Raw genomic sequence first — 22,278 nt, forward strand, 5'->3', positions numbered from 1 at the left:
ATAACCTATGAATATAAATAAAGAAGGCTGTTCCTCCCAGAGGAATGGCCTTCTTTATTTACTTTTCCAGCATGAAATCAGTCTTTGCAGCAGAACCGGCTCTTCCTTGCGGAATTGTTCCAACCGGAGTTTTATCCTCGCAAACACAGCCTTGTCTTCACGAATTTCATGACGGATGTATTGATCTCTTAGCTTCATTGCCCTTGTGGTTATATCCTGATAACCGTTCACAAGTTCTTCGTCGTAAGGGATCATCCCCTCCTCGATCAAGTAGGCAATCCGTTCACTCATCATTTTTTTGTGCTCCCAGAGCACATGAAGATGCCTCACATCGTTACGGTCACCGAGACGAGGATCGTTGCTCTCTACCGCATCATAGTACATTTGCAAATAGTCGTAGACGTTAATTCCAAAAGCCTGTTCGTTATCAGGATTGTAATTAATACGATTCAGATGAGTCTCTCCGTTCAGGTAATCATGCAGTTGGTCGAGCGCTACGATTCTATCGAAAGGATAAGGAGAATGCGGCTCGTATTTGTAAAAATAAGTGTGATGATCCGCGGTGAGTCCCTCTCTGAGCAGATGTCTCATGGAATGGATAGCATCCAGGAACTCCTTGAACGGAATCTGTACATTGCGGTAAACTCCCGTATGGTCGAACATGGAAGCATCAAAAAAACGATTGTCCCAATCAAAACCGTACAGAAAAAGATGATGCGGAAACGGTTCCTGCTGATAGGCCGCCGCTGGCGTTAGCTTCGCTTCGTCCAAAAACACGACACAATAATAGCCGTTGCGAATCTGATCGGTGAAAAATTGGGGCCAGGCGTCCAGCGCCAAATGCTCCAGAATTGTGTAATTCACAGAGCATGTGAGTAGAAATGGATTATTGAAATTCAGTTCGTTGGGTTGGCCCCGAAAAAAATCGATATAAAACTGTCTGCCATCCTCCAGAAAGGTTTTCTTGCAGGACAACTGAATGAAATTGCTGTAATACCAAGGAATCGTTTCCTCATGTGCACTGGTAATCGAAAGCGTGTAAGCCCACCGCAGAAATCCTTTAAGCGGCGGATTTAACACGGGCAGCTGAAGAGCATTCATTTTTCTCCCCCTTAACTGCTTGCACTGCTATATCCCTTCACAGCCTGTTTCCAGAGCAATCGTATAACTGTGAAGAGTATCAGCGAAGCGACCAGCGCCAGTCCTGTATAGAGCCAGCTGAGCTGTCCTAGCAGGAACAGCGGTCCGAAGTTGGTAATCAGGAACAGCGGAATGACAAAGGTACCGATCCGCCGGACCCAAGTTGGGTATATCGCCATTGGAAAATTGTTGGCGTCCCAAGCGGAATGAGCGATCTCCGATGCAGAGCCCGTCTGAACGAACCGAAATGACAGCAATGCAGGGATAATCATTAGACAGTATGTGATGATAACGGAGACGAATAACAGCAGCATAAACCCGACTAGCTGGAGAAACGTCAGGGGGATGTCCATCGCATGCCAGCCAATGCCAATCATGACGAAACCAACTAAAATATCGGGGATTGGCAGCGCCAGATCGACATAACGCAAAGAAGCCATAAATTGAAGAGAAACCGGCTTCGTTAGCATTAGATCAAGCGAGCCGTCCTTAATATATTCCGGAATTTTCGTAAAATTGGTAAAAAACAGCCCGACATACATGCCTGTCACCACGGTGTGCATGCCTATAAATAGAAGCAGCCCTTCCGGTGGTATGCCATCGACGTGAAGATCGGTACGGAACACAACGAGTACATATAACAGTTTGGCGAGCAGGTAGACGGATTCCACGAGCAGGCTCATCATGAAATTGCCTCGAAACTCCATCTGGGCAATGAGACAATTTTTAATGAACATGCCATACAAATGTGCGTATTTTCTCATGGCTCTAAACATATGGGATCTACGCTACCCCCCAACCGCTGAATATTTCTTCATGGATATGCGCCACGTTAGACGGGATAGCCAGAAGAACAGGAGTATCCAGCCGAACTGGATGAGCAATCCTTGATACATCGCCGCCACCTCCGTTTTGCCGCTGAGCACATTGACTGGAAAATAAATGGTATATGGAAACGGCGTGTACTGAAGTGCCTCCACGATCGAATCCCCGAAAATCTCTAATGGGAACATACCTCCGCTCAGAATATTCACAAGCAGACTCGTAATAACGAAAAAATAAGAGATTTCATTTAGATAAAAAGCACTTGCACAGATACAGTAGGAGATCAAGAAATTGAGCAAAAGCGCCCCCGACAACGTAACGACGAACAAGATCAGCCGTATGACCTGGAACTCAAGCACACCACCCGCAGATGAGATCCAGATAATCCCGACAAGAAGCACCGCTGTAACACCGTAATAGATCGCCTTCTGTCCGAAAAAGGATACCAGCCGATATCCGAAGTAGCTGACCGGTTTGATCAAATACTTATTGAGACCGCCGTTCTTGATATCATCGACAATCTGGTGCTCGAACTGGGTAGCGATCAGCTTGGAGACCAAACCCGCCAAGATCGTATACAAAATGATCTGATGATATGAATACGAGAATAATGCCGTTTCCCCGGAGTGCTGGTACACCGCTGTCCATATAAAATACTGAACAAGAATCGGAAACGCGGAGCCGAGAAGACCGAGAAAGAAGTGAAATCGGTATTCCATCGATTGCTGCACACCCATCGAAAATACAGCCGTATACAATCTGCGTCCACTCATCCGACGGATTCCTTTTGGTAGAGCATGGAGATACTCTCCTCGATCGGCACGTCCTCAATCGTCCAGTCAACAATCGGAAACGAATCGAGCATAGCACGTGACACTTCTTTTAGTCGGTGCTTGGGCAGCTCCAGAACAACACTGTAGTCGTCTGCGCTGATTATTTTTCCGAATTTGGCCAGCCGCTGCTCGGCAACCGGCTCCGAGAACTGCAGCTTTACAATTTTGTGCTCGCCAAACAGATCGTTAATCTTATGAAGATCTCCGTCATACAGAAGAGTTCCTTCATTAATGATAATTGTTCGCTTGCACAGGTCCTCCACGTCCTTCATGTAGTGGCTCGTTAGCAGGATCGTGGCGCCAAACTGCTCATTATAGTATTTCAGAAATTCCCGCACCCTCTTCTGAGAGGGGAAATCCAGGCCGATCGTCGGCTCGTCGAGATACAGCAGCTTCGGTCGGTGGATCAGAGCAGCGATTAGCTCCATTTTCATACGTTCACCCAAGGACAGTCTGCGAACCTGTACATCCAGCAGATCTTGCACATCAAGCATCTCTGACAGTTCGGCAAGAATTCGACGATAGACATCATCCTCGACGTCATATATACATTTGTTCAAATAAATCGAATCGCTCGCGGGAAGGTCCCACCAAAGTTGATTTTTCTGACCCATTACAATGGAGAACAGCCTTTTGAATTCATTTTTCCGCTCCCAAGGCACATAGCCAAGTACGTCAGCTTCTCCGCTTGTCGGATATAGAATGCCCGACAACATTTTGAGCGTTGTGGTTTTACCTGCTCCGTTCGGTCCCAGAAATCCAACGCACTCTCCGGGGCCGATATCAAAGGAAACGGATTTAACCGCTTCCTTCACAAGTGATTTGCGAGCAAACAGGTTTTTCAGTGAATGTTTGAGTCCTGCTTCTTTCCGGTAATATACGAACGATTTGTGCAGTTCTCGTACACGGATAAAGTCCATCCCCGCTCCTCCTGAATGATTGCATGTTTTTCCATATTGGCGGCTTAAAGTTAAAGCGATTAAACTCCGTTGTTATACAAAAGCACGCATTTGGAGCAAATCGGTGTCAGGCCGCAGGCCAGAACCTCGCGTTGTTTTCGCAGATCCTCACCGTGGAAAATATCGGTCACACTTTCTTCATATAAATTACCGACACTGAATTCCGGAAAAAATTTGCATGGATTGACCTTACCGTCTGGCATCACGTCCATCCGATTGGAGATCGAAAAACACTTGGTCCGATTCATGGCCGGCTTTTCGCTACCCCGAATAAAATCTTCTACCTCTTCGGGCTCCAGCGCAGGCTGATAGCGGATACGTACATTCCACACTCGTGAATTAACTCGTTTAAATTCCTCGATTAATGTGTCGTAACGATCCGGTGAGATGTGAAACGTGAAAGAGTGCCAGCTGTTCTTGTGGTCGCTCGCAAAGCGGGAGGCCAGGTGCGGAAAGTGCGCATCAAAGTAGGTGTCCATTTTTTCCGCCGTATCGGAAGGGATGTACCATGGGAAGCAGAAGTACACGGAATCAACACCCAACTCTTCAAAGAATTCCATCAAGCTATACAACTGATCAACCATCTGGTCATTTACGGTCAGAGCTACGGACACTTTGCCTTTGTACAAGCCCTGCTTTTGCAGATCCAACAGCAGCTGTATGGCGTGAATCACTTTTTTGAACGTGCCTTTGCCCCGAATCGCGTCATTCTCCTTCTCGAATCCTTCCAGGCTGACCAGCATGACTAAATTCTTAGACATTTTCAAAATGGAATCCAGCTTTTGTTCAATGAGAATTGCGTTTGTACAAATGGTTGTATGCCGGTCTTCCTTAGCCAGCAGTTCTGCCAGTTCATCGAACTTGGAGTAGAATAGCGGTTCTCCGCCCCACAGGAACACACGTGATTTGCGTTCTCTCGTTTCGGCGAGCAGTTTCTCCACGACGGGAATCTCGATTTCGTCTCTTTTCACTTCACTGGCAAAGCCGTGATGGAAGCCATCTGGATTCCATTCAAAGCAATGTTTGCAGCGAAGGTTACAGCCGTTATTAAGCTTGATTCCGATCTCATAAGGCACGGGTGCGGCATATGTCGGGTCCTCCCGGCGTTTCCTTCCCGTTTCGGCGAGCGGAACGAGGGTTCTTTTCATATTTTGGAATGTCAGCTTATCAAACGTAACTGCTGTTTTCGGCTGCATGCGTTTTCCTCCCCAAATGATTGATTTTTGATCGCTGCTCCAGCAAACGTCCGTACATTTCTTCGAGATGTTGTTCCGAGTAATCCAGGGCTTTCCATTCCGCGAATCGAATACCGAAACCACAGGATTCCCAATAGTTTGAATTCTGAAGCTCATGGTCGCCAAACGGCTCTAACATGACAAAAGGTATTCCGCAGGACAACGAATCGTTAAGCGTCGCTCCTCCTGGCTTGCTGATAATGGCAGCACAATTGCGCATCAGATGCGTGTAAGCAGAGTAATCACGGAGCGGAATTGCCCGAAGAATGCCATCTTCACGTACATATTGGTTCATTGGCGGAAACGAATGCCGCCCTTGGGCATCCCGACTCCACGGGTTCCATGAAGCCTCAGTTCCGAAGTAACGTGTGCTACCATCGTCTTCCTCGACCTCGGAAGGATCATAGACGATCACATCCAGCAAGTAATTACATTGACGAAGCTCTGCAATCGTTGACGCGTACGTTCCTATGCCCCAGCCGCCGCCATGGACCAGAATGCGTCCGTCTCGCTGTGCATAAGGCAGGACTTCCTTTTCATTGGAGGCAATATAATAATCTGGATACAACCTTGAAGGCTCGTAAAGCCAGACATTATCGTAGTCCGGATACAAGGACCTGTGTACTTTAAACGAGGGCGTATCGCACACATCCAAACGAATCAGTTGAATATCCAGAGACGAAGGTGCAATGGCTTTGTACCTCTCCAGGACCGGGAGCCAAAAACCGGTAAACACAGCAAAATGAGATACCCCATCACGTATCCATCCATCCAACAGCAACTGGACTTCCGCTTCGTTCAGGGAAGAGTCTACAGGCTTGGCCAGTTTATGCCCCATAAGGGCAACAGAGAAATCGGCATGAAATGCTTTTTTGGTGGAATTAATCTTGCCTCTGATTCCTTCATGATACAGGTTCTCCAGAACGTAAACGTCCGTTCGAACACCTCTATCTTGCAGGTAAGTGTTCAGATGCATAGCCGGAATGTATGCACCAAGCGAATTGCCCGACGCAAGCAGGGTAACCGAAGATGAATTCATGCGCAGCCTCCGCATTCCAGAATTAGTTGTACACTTTAATAGACAAGTCAGCGAGTACCTGTCTCAGACTTACGATCAGTTCATTGCGATGTTCGTCATCACGGCCCACCACCGAGATATACAATCGTCCCTTCGGCATACCACGATGACTCTGGATTCCCTCGGCTATACGCCGTGAGGTCAGAATATCATTCACCATTACGGTGTTAGATGAAATAGGCATAATTCCGTACTCACCTTGCCCTTTGAATAGAAGACCGGATACATGCAAGGCGTCGAGCAACTTTCCGAACGTGAAGCCTTCAGGTAGACCGAGAGAGAGGAAGGTAAGAAGGCCGCTATGGCCGTACGTTTTCCAGCCTTTATCGAGATAAGCATTAATAAGACCCATGGACTTGCGGGCGTTAATCTCAACAATGGGTACGATATCGCCATCCTCCAGAATCATGGAGTCGAAGCACACGAAGCCATGGTATCCATCCTCGAATAATACCCGAAGTGCCTTTTCCATCGTATCAAAATAACCCACGCTCTCCAGCAGAAGGAGCAGATCCTCATCTGCTCTAATAGAACCGCCGTAATTCTGCTGCTGATTTATCATTCGCTGAACGGAAATGAAATCTCTCTCCCCGCTCTTACGAATGAACCAGTGTGAGCTGAAATCAATCTCTTTTCTCAGCAGTGGTTCCAGCAGGAATTGCGAGCGCAATCCTCTTCTCTCCTGCTTGTCCAGATGCTCTGCTATCCTTCGCTGCATGGCTTCATTTTCAATGAGCATATTGCCCTTGCCGGAAACACCGAATGGATCTTTCAGCAAATACGCCCCTCGCTTCAGCAGCGTATTTCCGACAGCCTGCACTTCTACTACACTGTTCACTTCCGTGCCATAACACTTCTCTCCGATTCTGTTCACCAGTCGGTTAGAGTAGAATTTGGAATTTACACGTTTAACCGTCTCAAGGTCGGGCAAAGAACCCAACGATCCTTCGGCACGCAGGTACTCCTCCGTATCAGCCGTAATGGCATAAGGAGAGAGCTGTTTTTCGTTGTGGGTCAAGATCTCTTCACGCTGTTGATTGTCTGAAGCAAGACTGAACATGCACTGCTTGAAAATGTCCGGTTCGGGCAGGGTCCTCTTCTCATCGTTCAAATCAAAGTGATAACGGCTGCGAAAGGAAAAACCTAACCCGTTTAGATATTCGTACAGCTTTTGATCGATTTTGCAGCGGGTGTAGAGGATATCGTCTGGCCCGCAAAATGGAAACAACAGCTCGTCCATACATAAGACAATGGATTCCCTGTCCTTGTCAGGCATAGCAGGTAACTTGGCTAAGTCCGGATCCCTCCATCGCGTTTCAGGGTCAAACGTGCCCATAACAATTCTTGGAATCACCGCGGCCTCAATTCTGGACATCTTCGTACAATAATTGCTCTTGCGACTGGCAGCTTTTCAGAAAGGTTATAAATGTGTCGATCGACTGAAGATGTTCATAATCGAATTCGTCATAGTCAATAATTACGTTCAATTGATCCTCGACTTTGAGCATAAACTGGATCATTTGCAGAGAATCGAGACCAATATCGTTATTCAGATCCGTTGCTGGGGACAGGGATTGGCGTAGTTCCGGTTGGTCTTCTTTGATAGCGCACAAAATATCTACGATTTTATCGTACATGACTACACTCCTTTAAAGTGATCATTGTGTGAGGGTACAACCGAAATTATTACGCTTACATACCATTCAAATCAAACCTGAGCTTGGTGTTGATTTCTCCTCCCTCTTCCAAAGTTACAATTATTATCTTTATAATGACATTTTATGTCAAGGGATAAAAACCTGTGATTTCGCCCTCACCAACAAGGCTTCTAGCCACTAAAAAACCGCTATTTTAGCGGCCTCACAGGGTCGAACTTCCTCATTTTGTTTTGGACGATTTTCTCCCTTTGATAAGATCAAGACAAATTGTTAAAATTTATGTACTAGCGTTTAAAGCCACCCATTTAATAGAAAATGAGGCGAGAACATGATTGAAATTACGAATGAACTGGTTCGTCAATTAGTCGATAGTCAATTTCCGAAGTGGAAGGGTTTAACGATAACACCTGTAGAAAAAAGCGGGCACGATAACCGCACCTATCGATTGGGAGACGAAATGACGATTCGTTTACCGAGTCACGAACGTTACGCCTCTGCTGTAGAAAAAGAACTGAAGTGGCTTCCAGTTTTCCAACCTCAACTGTCCTTGCCTATTCCAGCTCCCATTGCCAAAGGTGAACCTTCGGACGAATATCCCCTTCCCTGGTCAATCAACCAATGGATCGCAGGCGAGACCGTCTCGCATACCAACGTACTCGATCTCAGTGTATTTGCCGAAGACCTCGCTACATTTCTGAGGGAACTGGAAGCCATTGATGTTAGTCACGGTATACCCGCAGGCATTCAAAATTTTCATCGCGGCGGAAACTTAGCGGTTTACGATACAGATACAAGGACCGTCATTGAAAAGGTATCCGGCCAATACGATCCAAAGCTCTTGACTGAAATATGGGAGCTTGCGCTGGCAACGAAATATCAAGCGTCACCGTTATGGCTCCATGGTGATGTTGCAGTAGGCAATCTGCTCGTGCAAGATGGACGATTATGCGGGGTTATTGATTTTGGAACTATGGGCGTGGGCGATCCTTCAAGTGATCTTGTGATGGCATGGAACTTTTTTGATGATGTAAGTCGTAATATATTCTTAAGCTGCATGAATGTTGACCAAGATATGGTTGATCGTGCCCGTGGTTGGGCTTTGTGGAAAGCACTCATCTCCTACGATTGGAATGAACAAGGATCGGAAACCTCGAATTGGGGAAAGCGTGTCATAGATGTCATTATTCGTGACTATACATCGCTCTAAGCATATGACCCTACCAAATCCCTACGCGGGGCGCACAGCCCCGCATAGGGATTTCTTTCTGCTTATCCGTAGATTGGTTTTACATTTTATTTCGGCCATCTCATTTAACCTCTAAATCTTGCACTATTAATTCCAAATCAGTGTTGACATGAAGCCGAGGATAAGGCAGTTCGTTATAACGAGTTGGTGGGATGGTGTAGTAGGGATGCAGGTATGAACTGGGGAGCGTAAATTAATCTTACTATTGTGAATTTTTCATATATTGAAATAATAATATAGTGTGCGAAGGCAAGCTGCCGTGAGTTAACATTTGTAGCTATACGTTTAAATTCTCCCTTAATTCTTGGGTAAAAATCTGGCGGAAGCACCCCCTCCCTGTGGACATAGCAAGTACGCTTTTGTTATTGTGAATTTTTCATATAGTGAAAATATAAGGTTGTTGCCAATAAAAAAAGCCGCCTTTAAGGCGACTTTGTAATTATCATGCTATTTTTATAGCTGATAGAATCAAGTTCGTCCAATCCAGTCAGCTCCCGCTATTTCTTTCCAACGTTCTCTAATCTCGTCATATAACTCCTTACTCAGAGCTCCTTTGGCGACGAGATCCGCATTTTGCTGCCAACGGTTAGGTTTAGCTGTACCCACAATTGCCGTGTCTACCCCTTCTGTACTGAGCGTAAAACGCAATGCCGTTTCAACGGCTGTTTGTGCATCTTCACCCAGAAAACCATAACCAAGTTCAGTTAAGCGTTTCCAGTATACATAGGGATACGCTTCTTCTGAAAGCGAGTCATACGTCCATGCCGCATTGGCAATGGGACGTTTGGCGATAACACCCATATTTCTCTTTCTTGCCTCAGGCAACGTCAGTTCGATAGCTTCCTGATCTGCAATGTTCAGCGAGGTTTCCAAGCTGTCGAACACACCTGTCTGAATGGCATAAAGGGCATCCGTTGTATCGCCGCTATATCCAATAAACCTTGTTTTCCCAGCTTCCTTGGCTCGCTGCAGCACTTCTATAACCGCTCCTTGCCGAAGTACTTCTTCAGAGCAACTATGAAGGTGGATGACATCCACGTATTCCGTTTTTAGTCTTCTAAGGCTACGGTCAATCGTTTGCTCTAGTACTTTGGCGTCCCAATCCGGGCCATCGATCCCGGCGGCATGTCCACATTTGGTAAACAAATAATAATCATCTCTGCGATGTGATAGCACATCTCCAATTAACTCTTCACTATCCCCATAACATTCAGCCGTGTCAATGACGTTTAACCCTGCATCCAACGCACTGTTTAGCAATATTTCTACATCTGCTTTGGATACGTCCTTTCCGATCTCCGCTCCACCAAACCCAAGTGTACTTACTTTCATGCCAGTGTTTCCGTAATTACGCAGTTCCATGGATCATTTCCTCCAAGCCTTGTGAATTTGGTTACAGATAATGAAAGTTCATATAGTACAAAATAGTTTTCGGTATGTATTACCCTTATGTTGGGTATTACACCCACTTGTTGTCCTACTTTATTTCCTCCAACTCGGTACATCCGTTAAATCAGGTTACGAAGAACTGACTCGGGTTCCCCAGTTCAGGATGAAATTTCTCACGAAAGCGGCCTCCCGTGTATTCTCCAATGATTTTTCGCCAGAATGCCTGAGCAATGACATTGTTCCGCACCTGGGTTACTTTCCACCTTCCAGGAAAACGTTCAAACAGCTCATAAGCGGCCCGGGTACCCACTCCACTACGCCGGTATTTCTGCATTACAAAAAACTCGGTCAAGTAGTAGTCATTATCTTTGCTGCCAGGTTCACAACGCTCTACTAATGCAAACCCTGCTGGTGCCTCATCACTTGTAATCAAAAAAGGAAACTTGCGGTCTTCCTCTGACCAAAAAGCGTCCAATCCGGGATACTCCGGGAAAATACCGTTACTATCCACATCAATATTCAAATATTTAGTAAAATCATACAGATAAAATTGCATTAAGTGCCGAATCACCTGACTGCGTTCCCGGGGAACCAGCTCTATTTTTATATTCATCCGGTTCACCTCCTCTGCTCTACTTATAACTCATACTTTAAAGCTTTACACCGCCAAGGGCAAGGAAGCATGAATTGGATTATTCCGGTTCCGTGATCAGGCTGTGACGATCTAAATATGGTAAACTAGGATATAGCATATTTTAGAAATTATTTTAACATGGGGGTGCCGAACTTGACCAATGTGCAAAAAGAGATCGACCGACGCAAGCTGGATGACAAACTGCCTTCCATGCCGTGGTTCGTTCAGCAATTCATTGACTATAAATTACCCGACTTATCTCCTTCTACGCTGCTTGAATATTTAAGGGATTACGAAGCTTTCTTTGGCTGGTTGCGTGCGGAAGGATTATCCGAGGCAAGCTCCAATAAGGAAGTTACATTGACTGAGCTGGAAGTCCTTCGAATGGAATCAGTAACATCTTATCGATTATTTCTGGCCACCAAGCGTGAAGGAGCCAACTCCAGAATCACGGTATCCCGCAAGCTTTCTTCCCTTCGTTCGCTCTTTCATTATTTGAGTCAGATTGCAGAAGATGAAGATTTCTACCCCCTGCTGAAACGAAACATTATGGCGAAGATTGAGATCAAACGCACCCATAAACCCAAAGATACAGCAGCCAAACTAAAGGGTAAACTTCTGGAGGAAGAAGAGTTACTGGAATTTATCGGATACATCCTTGAAGGATATGCCGTAGATATGGAAAAGAACAAACAGGCAATTTACTCACATGAGCTAAACAAAGAACGAGATGCCTGTATCGCCAGTCTCATTCTGAATTCGGGTTTGCGTGTATCTGAAGTGGTGAACCTGAACGTGGATGATCTGGATCTCAACAATAAGCTGCTGTATGTATATCGCAAAGGTAATAATGATGAGACGTTTAAGACGCCCGTGTATTTTAGAGAACAAGCCAAGGATGAACTCGCAACTTATATCAATCTGCGCCAATCACGTTACCGTACACCCAAACGGGAAAAAGGGCTGTTTATCGCTCTTCGCAATGGAGATTCAGAAGGAAGTCGGATGACCAAACGGGCCATACAGGCTATGATCATGAAGTACGCCAAACAATTCGGCAAGCCGTATCTGACTGTTCATAAATTGCGCCATTCTTTTGCCACAGACTATTATTTGCAAAATGATATCTATAAAACGAAGGAACAGCTTGGACACGCTTCTACGGAAACAACCGAAATTTACGCGCACCTCACGGATAAAACGATGTCTGAAGCCATTGAACGTCGCACAGATGATGGGATGTAGCCTATTTATGCTGCTCAGCATGCCGATTCATTAGATCCATTACATGGTAACTTAAAAAAGCGATTCTTTCAGGAAAATGTCCTGCAAGGATCGCTTTTTCCATTTTAATTCATTCACAAAATTAATGAAAACATACTCTTTTCCTTACATTTCATGCCATTCAGTTTACATAATAATTATTTCGTCATAATCTTCTTTTCTCTTCATGACATTCAAGCGAAACCAGCCATCTTGCTATATCCTCTGCCTCATGAACAGAATGCCAAACGAGATCCCCACTTTTCTCCACACATTCCCTCTTGTCATCCGTCAGCCATGAAACAATCCCGACTGCATCCTGTAACGTCTCCATTAGAGAGAGATCTTTCTCTTCACGGACCATGACCAATTTGGGGTAAGGAGCTTGTTTGTATCCCTCAATGAGAATCCAGTCATACCTTGACAGATAGTTTATCATGTCTTCCAACGACGTTGCTTGTCTTTCAATAAGTGCGGTACGTTTCTCTGACAAAACAACGACTGCATCAGCCCCTGCCTGAGCAAAGCTGTAGGAATCGGTTCCTTCGTGATCCATCTCAAAATGATCATGTCCATCATGTTTAATTACAGCCACTTTTCGTCCAGCAAAGGTAAGGGACCTGGTAAGCGCAGCAATTAAAGTGCTTTTGCCTGTGTTTTTATATCCAACAATCTGCATGATATGTGGTGAAGTGATGCTTGTTTCAGCCATGTATGACCTACCTGACATGACCCGTAGGAAGTCTGAGAATTCGAACCTGTTCACCAGCAGGAATGCCTTTTTTCTCGGGCGGAACAACGATCAGGCAATCGCTGTCTTTAATGGTAATCATGACACTGGATTCATCCACACGCGCGGCAGAAGGTTTAGCATACACCATTCCGTTACGTATCTCAGTCCGTCCGCGTACAAATCGCGTAAAATTGTTCACCTTTGTATAGTCATCATCCAAAATGGCTGTCCATTCTTCCAAATATGGATGAGCATCGGCCTGCATCATACGGATCGTTGGCCGAACAAATAACTCAAAGCCAACAAAACAAGCTCCCGGATTGCCCGAAAGCGCAAAGAGCAGCTTGTCATTAATCACAGCAGCCGTCGTAACACTGCCGGGACGCATGGTCACTTTATTAAACAGCATCTCCATATTCCCTTCCCGAACCAAATCCCCCATTATATCATAATCCCCAACCGATACCCCACCTGTTGTGACCACCATATCATTATGTTCAAGCGCCTCACCAAGCTTCGTACGTGCAGTATCTACGTCATCAGCAATCGAACCATACATAACCGGCTCGCCCCCCGCTTCAACGACCAGAGAACGAAGCATATAGCTGTTACTGTTCCGAATACGCCCGGGTTGCAGCGGCTCGTCCACTTCCAACAACTCTGTACCTGTTGCAAAAATGGCTACCTTGGGGCGTTTGTATACAGGCACTTGACCTACGCCGAATGTCGCCAGCACGGATTGTTCACCTGCCTGAATAATCGTTCCTGCTTCAAGCAGCAATTGCCCCTCATGCACCTCCAATCCAATCGGCGTAATGTTGGCTTCCGGCTGAATATGGCGCTTCAGGCCAATCCATTGTTCCCCATGCTCTTCTTTACTTTCAGTCATCTCCATCATAACAACAGCATCTGCACCTTCCGGTACCTGAGCTCCTGTCATGATCCGAGCAGCTGTACCCGATGTAATCGTAAGATCCGATATATACCCGCATGGAATTTCATCAATGATACGGAACCAAATCTGCTGCTCGCTGGATGCTTCAATCGTATCCGAACTTAGAATCGCAAATCCATCCATTCCGGAACGACGAAAGAATGGGTAAGGATGGGGAGCATGAATTGTCTCAGCAAGCGTTCGACCATGTGCTTGCTCAAGTGTTACCTTTTCTATTGAACCCGAACTGACATGAGCAGCAACTTTCGCCTGCGCATCCGGTACTTGTATAGCTTTACGGATAAATTTCGAAGTCGACATATCTGTTGAATGTGAATTTATTTTCAATGGCGATAGAACCTCCCTGGGTCATTTGTTCATCTTAAAAAGTGTAGCCCGAAAGCCAGGTCATGACAAGTACTCACCAACAACCCATTCACATGAAAGACGAATCGACAGACCATAATATGTAAGAGAAAAGGAGCTGACATATATGAACCAACAATGCGAATTATGTGGAAGGGAGCCTGTCGAGACAACCGTCCATCACCTGACACCAAAAGAAATGGGCGGAACGCACATGCCTACTGCCGATCTCTGTATCCCTTGCCACAAACAAATTCATTCCCTATATACCAATCGTGATATTATGACCTTAGGTTTAACTGGAATACAGGCACTAAGGCAAGATGAGCGCATCGCTCCTTATATCCGCTGGATTCGCAAACAACCTGCCACAACCATTCCTCGTGTTCGAAAGTCTCATCATGTCCGCAAATCGTAAAACAAAAAGAACAGCGTCCAAGGTCATGTTCAGTGGCATAGCTCGCTCCACCTTACCTTTTCACTGTTCTTCTGCGAATGATTTAATATTGCGGGTCCCTTTCATGAGAAGTGCTACCTACGCCTCATGATTCGGCCACCGCCAACCCTCGTTTTGGGCTTTTTATAAGAGCTCTTCGGTGAATCAAACAATCCTCCAAGGCCGCCACTGCTCTTATTACGATCAATTGTACCTTTGCTTTGTTCCTTATTTCGGCTGAATAATCCTCCACCGGACCCTACGCTCGAATCCTTATCGCTGCCACGCCGGGTAATTGACCCTTTTCGGTCAACGGTAATCGGTGGAGCCACCTTTTTATCGCTGCTCGTCGGTGTCCGATAGGAGCCTTCTCTTGGCTTGTACGTGTCCTTGTTCGTATAACCCCGATACGTACCGGACCCTCTACCCCCGAACGAATCAAACAAATTACCGATTAATGTTGCGGTTAAGTAGCCTTGCAAAAAGGACGAATCATAATTCTGCCGAACATATTCCTTGGAATCCACCTCAACCAAGGTGTCTTCCACTTTATTCGGGTCTTGCTGCAAATGATAATACTGGTCCTGATACACCAGGAACATCCGCTCTGTATTTTCCGCCGAGATCTGATCCGGCTTCCGCTGTTCAGATAATTCCTGAGCGACCTCTGGAACGGTACGATCGGCAGCTCGGTACACATAGGATGTCGTGTTACCACTGCCGCTGACCGATTCAAGCGGATATGTGTCCTGAACGGAAGGTGCTCCGCACGCGGACAGCAGCGACATCACAAGGCTGAGGACCAGCATTAATTTTAATCCATGTGCCAAGCGCTTTTTCATTGGAACCTCTCCTAGCTCGAACGAATCACTTTGATATCCGCAGGAAGAATGGACTCACCCTCATACAGTGTAAATCTTCTGTCTTGCCACTCCACACGCAAAAGCATGTTATCATCAGACTGATATTGCCATACTAATTGTTCCCCCGCCTGACCATAGGGTGTCCTGCCTGCAGTGGTTACCATTCCTCCGTATTCTTCCTCCAGATGATACGCACGTCCATCCAGATCCAGCAATGTAGGCACCTCATCCGGTGCATCGAGACGTCCATCAATGGGTGTATAGAGGGCATACCGGGTCATTTCCCGTTCTTCAATATGCAAATGTCGGATTGCCGTACCATCCTGCAACGTGAGGACAGCCGCATTCCGTGCTCGATGATGTACCCGCCCAACAACTTCATAGGTGACCAGCGAAACCTCACAGATATCACCAGGTGCCAGCTGAAGCATAGTTTTCTCTGCCTTAGGCGGTTCAGGTTTGGCTATTATCCCTTTAATCCGTTTCCACACACTCATGCCCATTACTCCTGTTCTTTATCTTATAAACAAGCTGCAATAATTAATGCGCCCACGATATGTAGGGCACCCGAGAACAAACCGTAACCTGTCTTGCCCTGCTGTATTCCCGTATCCAGATCCAGGTTGGCCCATCTCCGAATCATAAAGTGAACCACACTCTCCAGAATCAGCAAAATGACAAAGGAAACAACGGATACAAGCAACGCTTCTCCAAGATGACCCGCTGTCGAAATGGAGGTGGCGAGTACGTATCCCTGAGCAAACAGCTTCATAACCATACGTGTCGTAACGGCCATATTGCCGGCCTTCACTTCGGCAAAATCCTTATACTTCGTGAACAAAGAATCCACATACATCAAGACAAACAGCAAAACCGAACCCGATAACGTCCAGACCAGCATTGCCAAAATGTTCAAATCCATTTACATAGCCCCCACATTTCAACATGAACCGCAATTAAAAGCGAAGGAGAAACGCTGGTCTCTCCTCCGCTAGTGCCCCTGCTTGCTTACAAGGTTTAGTTCTTATTTTCGTATTGCTTCATCAATGCTGCCAGTTCATCCTCGACAGCCTGATCCTTGCCCAGCTTCTCAAACTCATCGTCCAGCGATTTACCTTTGGACGACATCTCATTGCTGGCTTCAGCCTGAGCTTCCATCTGCATCATTTTTTCTTCCATACGCTTCATGCCGGCACTTGCAGTGTCGGAGCTAAATCCGTTCAGCGCCTTGTTGATTTCGGTTTGAGCTTTTGCCGCGTTGTAGCGCGCAACCAATGTTTCGCGTTTATTTTTCATTTGAGTCAATTGTTTACGCATTTCGTCCAGCTTGCCACGAAGGTTATCGGCAGAAGCTTTATTTTGATCATAGCTTGTTTTGTATTCAGCCATCTTCTCTTCAGCGACTTTTTTCTCTTCCAGTGCCCGACGGGCCAAATCCATATTCTGTGCACGTGCTGCTGTATGTGCTTGCTCCTCACGTTTCTTCACGAGAGCTTCCTGTTCTTCGAACAGCTGCTTGAATTTCTTCTCAATGGCAATCTGTGCAGCAACAGCTTTCTCCGCATCTTCAAGATCTTCCTGCATATCCCGGATATATTGATCCGTCATCTTGATCGGATCTTCTGCCTTGTCAATAATAGAGTTAATGTTAGACATGGTTAAATCGCGTAATCGTTTGAAAATGGACATTATGGTATTCCTCCTAGTCGATAGTTCATCCTTGTATATAATCATACATACGTGGCAATGTTCTACTCGTTTCAATTTTAACAAAAAAAATCATAAAAAACGATTTTAGCCTATTTTGCTTACATCGAACTATTGAATTAGTCGACCCGTTTGGCACAGCTCCTCATCAAGCAGCTTCTCTGCAGTCTGCACAATCTCATCAATCTGCATCCGCGTAATGGCGTCAAAGTGAATCCCCATAATCACAGTGACGGTTACCTTTAAATGCAGGGCAGCCTTACGTGCCAGTCTTTCACACAGTTCTTGTTCTTTATGTCCTGGAATATGCACCGTAGCTCCACTCACCCGTTCACGATCCGGATAAAATATCGCTACTGCTCCAATGTGTGATCTGCCTCCAGTTATTATAAAAACCTTATCTTCTCCTGCTTCGATCACCTGTAACCGAACGGAATTTAAGTCGTATGTACTCATCCTGCTCCACCTGTCCTTTTCTATATATATGGTGGAATTATGGCTTTGATTTTCTGAATCAGCAATGAAACATCTCACATCATGCATAAATACGGATGGCCCCGGGCATACCAAAGAGAACGCAATTTGGGAAAAGGAGGCACTAACATGCGTATACGCCTCATCATGTTATCCATCATGGTCATTCTTCTGGGAGGAAGTTACGCTCCTGCTCAGTTATGGGCTTCTTCAAGCCCGCAAACCGAACCTGCTTCGAAGTCTGATTCTTCCGAAGAGGAGCAGCTGACGCTGGGACAGCTCCGACAGAAATATGCGGATACATTCAAAACGAATGGCCCCTCGACAAAAAAGGTCGCACTGACTTTTGATGACGTACCTGATCCACGGTTCACCCCGCAGGTGTTGGATATTCTAAAAAAACACAAGGTGCGGGCTACGTTTTTCATTGTGGGACATCGCGCCGAGAAACATCCGGATTTAGTGAAACGCATGGTGAAGGAAGGGCATATTGTTGGCAATCACAGCTACAATCACCCGGAGTTCAGTAAGCTGACCATGAATGCATTTCGCAAACAAATCTTACATACCGGGGATATTATTCGGGATCTGGTGGGGTACACACCCAAAATGATTCGTCCACCTTACGGCGACATTAACGAGCAGCAGCTGCAATGGGCAGCCAAACAACATTACAGCATTGTGAACTGGAATGTCGATTCCCTGGACTGGAAGGGCCTCTCCAAAGAGGAAGTCAAACAAAACATCCTGTCCGCCGTCAAACCGGGTTCCATTGTTCTTCAGCATGCAGGAGGCGGTGTCGGATCAAAGCTGAGTGGGTCCATCGAGGCGTTGCCTGAAGTTATCGAGGAATTGCGTAACCGCGGGTACGAGCTGGTGACTTTGGACGAAATGCTAGAACTGCCAAAGGGCAAATAGGTCAAAGAATCCAGAAGTCGGATATTCAAAAGGGTGCCCTTCAATCACATTCTCGTGATTAAGGGACACCCTTTACTGTTTAATTTAGATTTAGTTGGAATCACATATGATGATGTGCAGCTACGCTTTGATTTTTATTTCAAAATGTAAAGTTCAACATCCTGAATACCAAATGTGCTCACGGATTGTTTGCTGCCAGGAATAAAGATATCGATCTTATGGCCTTTAATGGCGCTGCCCACATCACGAGCCGTAGCGACAAATGCCTGTTTTGGCAGTCCTGGGTGTGTATGACCTGTTACCAGTACCTTAGTTCCCAATGGAATAATACTTGGGTCTACTGCAATGGTTCCCAATTCGAGCGGGTTACCGAAGTAGTCCACAGCACCCCATCCTCCATTTTCGGAAGCGTCCGCGGAGTATGCTGTTGCTTTGACATCGACCGCTTTGCTGTAATCAAACGTTTTTCCCCAGGCTTGTACAACTTTACTATCTGCATTAACGTCAAGACTTGCAGTAGTGATCGTTTTAGCCTCCGTTTTAGCTTCTGCAGCAGAAGCTGTGTACGTTGTTTTTCCAGGAATCGTAATTTTCAAACCACCATAAATGTTGTAAGCTGAAATGTCATTGTTAGCTTTGATAAGAGCGTTAAGTCCAACTCCGTATTGTTTGGATAAGGTATAGAAGGTATCCCCCTCTTTGGCCACATGAACTGAATCAGCGTGAGCCGGAACGGCCTGAATGAGCATTGCTGCTGTCAGCAAAGCTGTTGCTGTTTTGGCTATACGTTTCTTGTTAATCATGGTCTTCCTCCCTCATTATGCCTGCGAAGTTAGTTGTCGGATTCGGATGGAGGAAACCACCCTATAGGTTCAATTACATTAAGAATTTATGTAGCCCTAATTCACCCCAAGCCGTGTGCAAATGATTCTTCCCCAAGCACACTCTGCATCGTTACATCCCCCGCACTCCCAACTCCGGAAGTTTCGGCAGGAACAAATATATCACAATTTTGTAACCAAGAGTCGTAGTAAATGTTACCATCTGTCTAATTCACTTCAACATCATGGCTGAATCTAAGCGGTTTTTTTCAAAAAAATGTCTATTTGAGCTTATATCGCTGATGACAGAAACGTTACTTTTTATGTTAATCCGTGCGTTTCCTTACATAACAAAACAATCCCTGCCGACGGGTCGTCGACAGGGATGTATGAGGGGATGAAATTCTCATCCAAAGTATAGATTTTGCAATTTCATCCTGATCTTCATCCTGAATAACTTGGATGTATTAGAGCACTTTAGCAAGGAAGTCACGTGTACGTGCATGCTTGGGCTCACCGAACACTTCAGCAGGCGTTCCTTCTTCTACAATTACCCCGCCATCCATAAACAGGATGCGGTCACCCACTTCGCGTGCGAAGCCCATCTCATGCGTCACAATAACCATGGTCATGCCGCCCTCTGCAAGCCGCTTCATAACATCCAGGACTTCACCCACCATTTCAGGGTCCAGTGCAGACGTTGGCTCGTCAAAGAGCATGACATGCGGCTGCATCGCGAGCGCTCTTGCAATAGCTATCCGTTGTTTCTGTCCACCGGACAGCTGATTTGGATAGGCGTCTTTTTTGTCAGAGAGGCCCACCGTCTTGAGCAAATCTGCACAGATTTGTTCCGCTTCATGTGCAGGCTGTTTCTTCACTTTAATGGGAGCAATCGTAATGTTCTGCTGCACCGTTTTGTGCGGAAACAGATTGAAATGCTGGAATACCATCCCCATTTTTTCACGAGTTGCATTAATGTTGTGTTTCGGGTCAGTGATCGAAACTCCCTCAAAGTTAATCTCACCGGAAGTAGGTTTCTCCAGTAAGTTCAGACAACGCAAAAAGGTACTTTTCCCCGATCCGGACGGACCGATGACCACGACAACCTCGCCTTTGCCAATCGTTACGTTAATGCCTTTAAGCACTTCGTTCTTATCATAGGATTTATATAATTGTCTAACGTCTATCACTTGCACCCAACTTCCTTTCCAGTCGACCCAGCAGTTTGGACAAAATGAACGTCAGCACAAAGTAGATGGCTGCCGCAATCAGGAATGGATTCATCCCTTGATACGTAATATTTTTGACCACACTTGCCTGGTACATAATGTCCACCATACCGATAACCGAGATAATGGAGGATTCCTTGATAATGGTCACGAACTCATTACCGATCGCCGGCAACACCGCTTTGAACGCTTGTGGGAGCACGATGAAGCGCATGGCCGCACCTCTGCCCATTCCTAGGGAACGAGCTGCTTCCAGTTGGCCGCGATCCACACCCTGTATACCAGCACGGAAAATCTCCGCAAGATAGGCACCACTATTAATGGATAGTGTGATAATCCCCGCCTGAAGCGGCGAAAATGTAATACCGAACGTCAAGGCAAGCCCGTAATAGATAATCATCAATTGAACCAGCATTGGTGTACCACGAATAACTTCAACGTAAGCTGTTCCAATCCAACGCAGAATTGAGACGTCATGCAGACGTAACAGACAGATGATCAAACCGATAATTACCCCGAATATTACACCGAGTGCAGACAGTAATAGGGTGTAACCCACACCTGTTGCATAAAAGCTTTTGTATTGCCAGAACACTTGAAAAATGTTTTGATCTTTTTTCACCTTGTCTGCCATCAACTGGCTTGCTTCAGTGACCATCTGATCGATTTTATTTTCGCTTTTCAGACGTTCGAGCGTTCCGTTCACTGCATTCAGCAATTCCGTATTGCCCTTACGAATCCCGATTGCCGCTTCGGCCTGCTCTTCATCCGGAATAGCCGGAGCTAGTCCAATCACATCATCCAGGTAACCGGCAGCTACCGTATCCTCAACGATTGCAGCATTTACACGATTGGTCTGCAATTGCAGTACGATATCAGATATTTTATCAAGTGCTGTCAGTTTTGCGCCGGGGATTCCCTGGCCAATCGTTTCCTGAATGGAGCCCTTTTGGACACCAATTTTTTCATTTTCCAGATCAGCCATGGTTGGATATTTATCTTTATCCGCATTGCGAATCATGATGACTTGCTTGGATTTATAATAGGTATCGGAGAAGTCAATGCTTTGTCTACGCTCATCCGTTGGCGTCATTCCAGAGATGACCATATCCACACGACCACTCTGTAACGCAGGAAGAAGTCCGTCAAAACCCATATCCTCTATTACAAGCTCTGCGCCTAGATCCGCAGCAATTTCTTTAGCAATCGAAATATCAAATCCGACGATTTGGTCTTTACCATCAATCACTTTATGGAATTCATATGGTGCAAAATCGGCACTTGTACCGAGCACCAGCTTTTTACTGCCTGAATTGCCTGTAGTTCCCGTTGCCGACGCAACAGGTGCAACCGTAGTTAACAAGACCACAAGAGCTAGCAGCATCATGGTGTAACGACTAATCAATTTCAACCCTGTTCTCCCCTTATAATACTTTGTATGCTTTCTGTTGTTGATGCCTGAGTCATTATAAAGTAGAATGCATGATTATGCAATGCATTTCGACATTACAAATCCTGACTAGTTTCTGAAAAATAA

General features: G+C 45.8%; 24 protein-coding genes and 1 riboswitch. Of the genes, 4 read left to right on the forward strand and 20 right to left on the reverse strand.

Going from position 1 to position 22,278, the window contains the following annotated elements:
- Positions 1-54: 54 nt before the first annotated feature.
- From MKY42_RS19235 to MKY42_RS19270, 8 genes are read right to left on the reverse strand one after another with little or no spacing between them, the layout of a single operon-like run.
- Positions 55-1,101, reverse strand: a complete 1,047-nt coding sequence (locus MKY42_RS19235; protein WP_339844009.1) for a hypothetical protein — start codon at positions 1,099-1,101, stop codon at positions 55-57.
- A gap of 11 nt (positions 1,102-1,112) precedes the next feature.
- Positions 1,113-1,904, reverse strand: a complete 792-nt coding sequence (locus MKY42_RS19240; protein WP_339844011.1) for an ABC-2 family transporter protein — start codon at positions 1,902-1,904, stop codon at positions 1,113-1,115.
- 24 nt (positions 1,905-1,928) lie between these two features.
- Positions 1,929-2,738, reverse strand: coding sequence for an ABC-2 family transporter protein (locus MKY42_RS19245; RefSeq protein ID WP_090899744.1), 810 nt, complete (start codon positions 2,736-2,738; stop codon positions 1,929-1,931).
- Positions 2,735-3,718 carry an ABC transporter ATP-binding protein gene (locus MKY42_RS19250; RefSeq protein WP_090899747.1) on the reverse strand — a complete coding sequence of 328 codons (984 nt, stop codon included), beginning with the start codon at positions 3,716-3,718 and terminating at the stop codon, positions 2,735-2,737. Before MKY42_RS19250 ends, MKY42_RS19245 begins: the two co-directional genes overlap by 4 nt.
- A gap of 59 nt (positions 3,719-3,777) precedes the next feature.
- Positions 3,778-4,953, reverse strand: a complete 1,176-nt coding sequence (locus tag MKY42_RS19255) for a radical SAM protein (protein WP_090899750.1) — start codon at positions 4,951-4,953, stop codon at positions 3,778-3,780.
- Entirely contained in the window at positions 4,925-6,031 is a 1,107-nt protein-coding gene (locus tag MKY42_RS19260; RefSeq protein ID WP_090899752.1) for a hypothetical protein, read from the reverse strand. The genes MKY42_RS19255 and MKY42_RS19260 overlap by 29 nt, the downstream gene beginning before the upstream one ends.
- A gap of 22 nt (positions 6,032-6,053) precedes the next feature.
- A complete protein-coding gene (locus tag MKY42_RS19265; protein WP_339844014.1) occupies positions 6,054-7,445 on the reverse strand; it encodes a hypothetical protein in 1,392 nt (463 codons plus the stop codon).
- Positions 7,432-7,707 (reverse strand): phosphopantetheine-binding protein, encoded by a 276-nt coding sequence (locus MKY42_RS19270; protein ID WP_090899757.1) that lies wholly within the window; start codon positions 7,705-7,707, stop codon positions 7,432-7,434. The genes MKY42_RS19265 and MKY42_RS19270 overlap by 14 nt, the downstream gene beginning before the upstream one ends.
- Positions 7,708-8,056: 349 nt before the next feature.
- Here MKY42_RS19270 and MKY42_RS19275 point away from each other — a divergent pair, with 349 nt between their 5' ends.
- Positions 8,057-8,935: an aminoglycoside phosphotransferase family protein gene (locus MKY42_RS19275; RefSeq protein WP_339844016.1), complete on the forward strand. Its 879-nt coding sequence runs from the start codon at positions 8,057-8,059 to the stop codon at positions 8,933-8,935.
- Between the two features lie 507 nt (positions 8,936-9,442).
- Here the strand turns inward: MKY42_RS19275 and MKY42_RS19280 are convergent.
- Positions 9,443-10,336, reverse strand: coding sequence for an aldo/keto reductase (locus MKY42_RS19280; protein ID WP_090899762.1), 894 nt, complete (start codon positions 10,334-10,336; stop codon positions 9,443-9,445).
- A gap of 151 nt (positions 10,337-10,487) precedes the next feature.
- On the reverse strand, positions 10,488-10,976 hold the full coding sequence (locus MKY42_RS19285) for a GNAT family N-acetyltransferase (RefSeq protein ID WP_076289151.1): 489 nt from the start codon (positions 10,974-10,976) through the stop codon (positions 10,488-10,490).
- A gap of 159 nt (positions 10,977-11,135) precedes the next feature.
- On the opposite strand from MKY42_RS19285, the gene xerS reads away from it, so the two are divergent.
- Complete coding sequence (gene xerS, locus MKY42_RS19290; RefSeq protein WP_090899765.1) at positions 11,136-12,242, forward strand: tyrosine recombinase XerS; 1,107 nt, start codon at positions 11,136-11,138, stop codon at positions 12,240-12,242.
- Positions 12,243-12,426: 184 nt separating this feature from the next.
- On the opposite strand, the gene mobB is transcribed toward xerS, so the two are convergent.
- Together mobB and glp are read right to left on the reverse strand one after the other, a co-directional pair.
- A complete protein-coding gene (mobB, locus tag MKY42_RS19295; protein ID WP_177185740.1) occupies positions 12,427-12,972 on the reverse strand; it encodes a molybdopterin-guanine dinucleotide biosynthesis protein B in 546 nt (181 codons plus the stop codon).
- Positions 12,973-12,979: 7 nt separating this feature from the next.
- On the reverse strand, positions 12,980-14,248 hold the full coding sequence (glp, locus tag MKY42_RS19300; protein WP_339844020.1) for a gephyrin-like molybdotransferase Glp: 1,269 nt from the start codon (positions 14,246-14,248) through the stop codon (positions 12,980-12,982).
- A 172-nt stretch (positions 14,249-14,420) separates the two neighbouring features.
- Here glp and MKY42_RS19305 point away from each other — a divergent pair, with 172 nt between their 5' ends.
- A complete protein-coding gene (locus MKY42_RS19305; protein WP_339844022.1) occupies positions 14,421-14,711 on the forward strand; it encodes an HNH endonuclease in 291 nt (96 codons plus the stop codon).
- 113 nt (positions 14,712-14,824) lie between these two features.
- On the opposite strand, the gene MKY42_RS19310 is transcribed toward MKY42_RS19305, so the two are convergent.
- The 5 genes from MKY42_RS19310 to MKY42_RS19330 form a co-directional block, all read right to left on the reverse strand.
- Positions 14,825-15,571 (reverse strand): DUF4247 domain-containing protein, encoded by a 747-nt coding sequence (locus tag MKY42_RS19310; protein ID WP_090899774.1) that lies wholly within the window; start codon positions 15,569-15,571, stop codon positions 14,825-14,827.
- Positions 15,572-15,582: 11 nt separating this feature from the next.
- Positions 15,583-16,089, reverse strand: coding sequence for a DUF4178 domain-containing protein (locus MKY42_RS19315; RefSeq protein WP_063562808.1), 507 nt, complete (start codon positions 16,087-16,089; stop codon positions 15,583-15,585).
- 23 nt (positions 16,090-16,112) lie between these two features.
- Positions 16,113-16,514, reverse strand: coding sequence for a DUF350 domain-containing protein (locus tag MKY42_RS19320; RefSeq protein ID WP_090899776.1), 402 nt, complete (start codon positions 16,512-16,514; stop codon positions 16,113-16,115).
- A gap of 95 nt (positions 16,515-16,609) precedes the next feature.
- On the reverse strand, positions 16,610-17,281 hold the full coding sequence (locus tag MKY42_RS19325) for a PspA/IM30 family protein (RefSeq protein ID WP_090899779.1): 672 nt from the start codon (positions 17,279-17,281) through the stop codon (positions 16,610-16,612).
- Positions 17,282-17,410: 129 nt separating this feature from the next.
- The gene (locus MKY42_RS19330) at positions 17,411-17,755 is read right to left on the reverse strand and encodes a hypothetical protein (protein ID WP_090899782.1); all 345 of its coding nucleotides are present in this window, start codon (positions 17,753-17,755) and stop codon (positions 17,411-17,413) included.
- Between the two features lie 147 nt (positions 17,756-17,902).
- Between MKY42_RS19330 and MKY42_RS19335 the strand changes: the two genes are divergently transcribed.
- A complete protein-coding gene (locus MKY42_RS19335; RefSeq protein WP_339844027.1) occupies positions 17,903-18,691 on the forward strand; it encodes a polysaccharide deacetylase family protein in 789 nt (262 codons plus the stop codon).
- Positions 18,692-18,825: 134 nt separating this feature from the next.
- Here the strand turns inward: MKY42_RS19335 and MKY42_RS19340 are convergent, their stop codons facing one another.
- The 3 genes from MKY42_RS19340 to MKY42_RS19350 form a co-directional block, all read right to left on the reverse strand.
- On the reverse strand, positions 18,826-19,494 hold the full coding sequence (locus tag MKY42_RS19340) for a 3D domain-containing protein (protein WP_090899788.1): 669 nt from the start codon (positions 19,492-19,494) through the stop codon (positions 18,826-18,828).
- Positions 19,495-19,496: 2 nt separating this feature from the next.
- A riboswitch (cyclic di-AMP (ydaO/yuaA leader) is annotated at positions 19,497-19,693 on the reverse strand.
- Between the two features lie 286 nt (positions 19,694-19,979).
- Positions 19,980-20,702 (reverse strand): amino acid ABC transporter ATP-binding protein, encoded by a 723-nt coding sequence (locus MKY42_RS19345; protein WP_090899791.1) that lies wholly within the window; start codon positions 20,700-20,702, stop codon positions 19,980-19,982.
- Positions 20,689-22,152, reverse strand: coding sequence for an ABC transporter substrate-binding protein/permease (locus tag MKY42_RS19350; protein ID WP_090899794.1), 1,464 nt, complete (start codon positions 22,150-22,152; stop codon positions 20,689-20,691). The genes MKY42_RS19345 and MKY42_RS19350 overlap by 14 nt, the downstream gene beginning before the upstream one ends.
- Between the last annotated feature and the right edge of the window lie 126 nt (positions 22,153-22,278).

It is taken from the genome of Paenibacillus sp. FSL W7-1088, from assembly GCF_037969855.1.
GTDB lineage: Bacteria > Bacillota > Bacilli > Paenibacillales > Paenibacillaceae > Paenibacillus.

What these genes read in the sequence shown, in the direction of transcription:
- MKY42_RS19235 (WP_339844009.1), bottom strand. Translation starts at nt 1,101, where the DNA reads ATGAATGCTCTTCAGCTGCCCGTGTTAAATCCGCCGCTTAAAGGATTT.
- MKY42_RS19240 (WP_339844011.1), bottom strand. Translation starts at nt 1,904, where the DNA reads ATGAGAAAATACGCACATTTGTATGGCATGTTCATTAAAAATTGTCTC.
- MKY42_RS19245 (WP_090899744.1), bottom strand. Translation starts at nt 2,738, where the DNA reads ATGAGTGGACGCAGATTGTATACGGCTGTATTTTCGATGGGTGTGCAG.
- MKY42_RS19250 (WP_090899747.1), bottom strand. Translation starts at nt 3,718, where the DNA reads ATGGACTTTATCCGTGTACGAGAACTGCACAAATCGTTCGTATATTAC.
- MKY42_RS19255 (WP_090899750.1), bottom strand. Translation starts at nt 4,953, where the DNA reads ATGCAGCCGAAAACAGCAGTTACGTTTGATAAGCTGACATTCCAAAAT.
- MKY42_RS19260 (WP_090899752.1), bottom strand. Translation starts at nt 6,031, where the DNA reads ATGAATTCATCTTCGGTTACCCTGCTTGCGTCGGGCAATTCGCTTGGT.
- MKY42_RS19265 (WP_339844014.1), bottom strand. Translation starts at nt 7,445, where the DNA reads ATGTCCAGAATTGAGGCCGCGGTGATTCCAAGAATTGTTATGGGCACG.
- MKY42_RS19270 (WP_090899757.1), bottom strand. Translation starts at nt 7,707, where the DNA reads ATGTACGATAAAATCGTAGATATTTTGTGCGCTATCAAAGAAGACCAA.
- MKY42_RS19275 (WP_339844016.1), top strand. Translation starts at nt 8,057, where the DNA reads ATGATTGAAATTACGAATGAACTGGTTCGTCAATTAGTCGATAGTCAA.
- MKY42_RS19280 (WP_090899762.1), bottom strand. Translation starts at nt 10,336, where the DNA reads ATGGAACTGCGTAATTACGGAAACACTGGCATGAAAGTAAGTACACTT.
- MKY42_RS19285 (WP_076289151.1), bottom strand. Translation starts at nt 10,976, where the DNA reads ATGAATATAAAAATAGAGCTGGTTCCCCGGGAACGCAGTCAGGTGATT.
- xerS (WP_090899765.1), top strand. Translation starts at nt 11,136, where the DNA reads ATGGGGGTGCCGAACTTGACCAATGTGCAAAAAGAGATCGACCGACGC.
- mobB (WP_177185740.1), bottom strand. Translation starts at nt 12,972, where the DNA reads ATGGCTGAAACAAGCATCACTTCACCACATATCATGCAGATTGTTGGA.
- glp (WP_339844020.1), bottom strand. Translation starts at nt 14,248, where the DNA reads ATGTCGACTTCGAAATTTATCCGTAAAGCTATACAAGTACCGGATGCG.
- MKY42_RS19305 (WP_339844022.1), top strand. Translation starts at nt 14,421, where the DNA reads ATGAACCAACAATGCGAATTATGTGGAAGGGAGCCTGTCGAGACAACC.
- MKY42_RS19310 (WP_090899774.1), bottom strand. Translation starts at nt 15,571, where the DNA reads ATGAAAAAGCGCTTGGCACATGGATTAAAATTAATGCTGGTCCTCAGC.
- MKY42_RS19315 (WP_063562808.1), bottom strand. Translation starts at nt 16,089, where the DNA reads ATGAGTGTGTGGAAACGGATTAAAGGGATAATAGCCAAACCTGAACCG.
- MKY42_RS19320 (WP_090899776.1), bottom strand. Translation starts at nt 16,514, where the DNA reads ATGGATTTGAACATTTTGGCAATGCTGGTCTGGACGTTATCGGGTTCG.
- MKY42_RS19325 (WP_090899779.1), bottom strand. Translation starts at nt 17,281, where the DNA reads ATGTCCATTTTCAAACGATTACGCGATTTAACCATGTCTAACATTAAC.
- MKY42_RS19330 (WP_090899782.1), bottom strand. Translation starts at nt 17,755, where the DNA reads ATGAGTACATACGACTTAAATTCCGTTCGGTTACAGGTGATCGAAGCA.
- MKY42_RS19335 (WP_339844027.1), top strand. Translation starts at nt 17,903, where the DNA reads ATGCGTATACGCCTCATCATGTTATCCATCATGGTCATTCTTCTGGGA.
- MKY42_RS19340 (WP_090899788.1), bottom strand. Translation starts at nt 19,494, where the DNA reads ATGATTAACAAGAAACGTATAGCCAAAACAGCAACAGCTTTGCTGACA.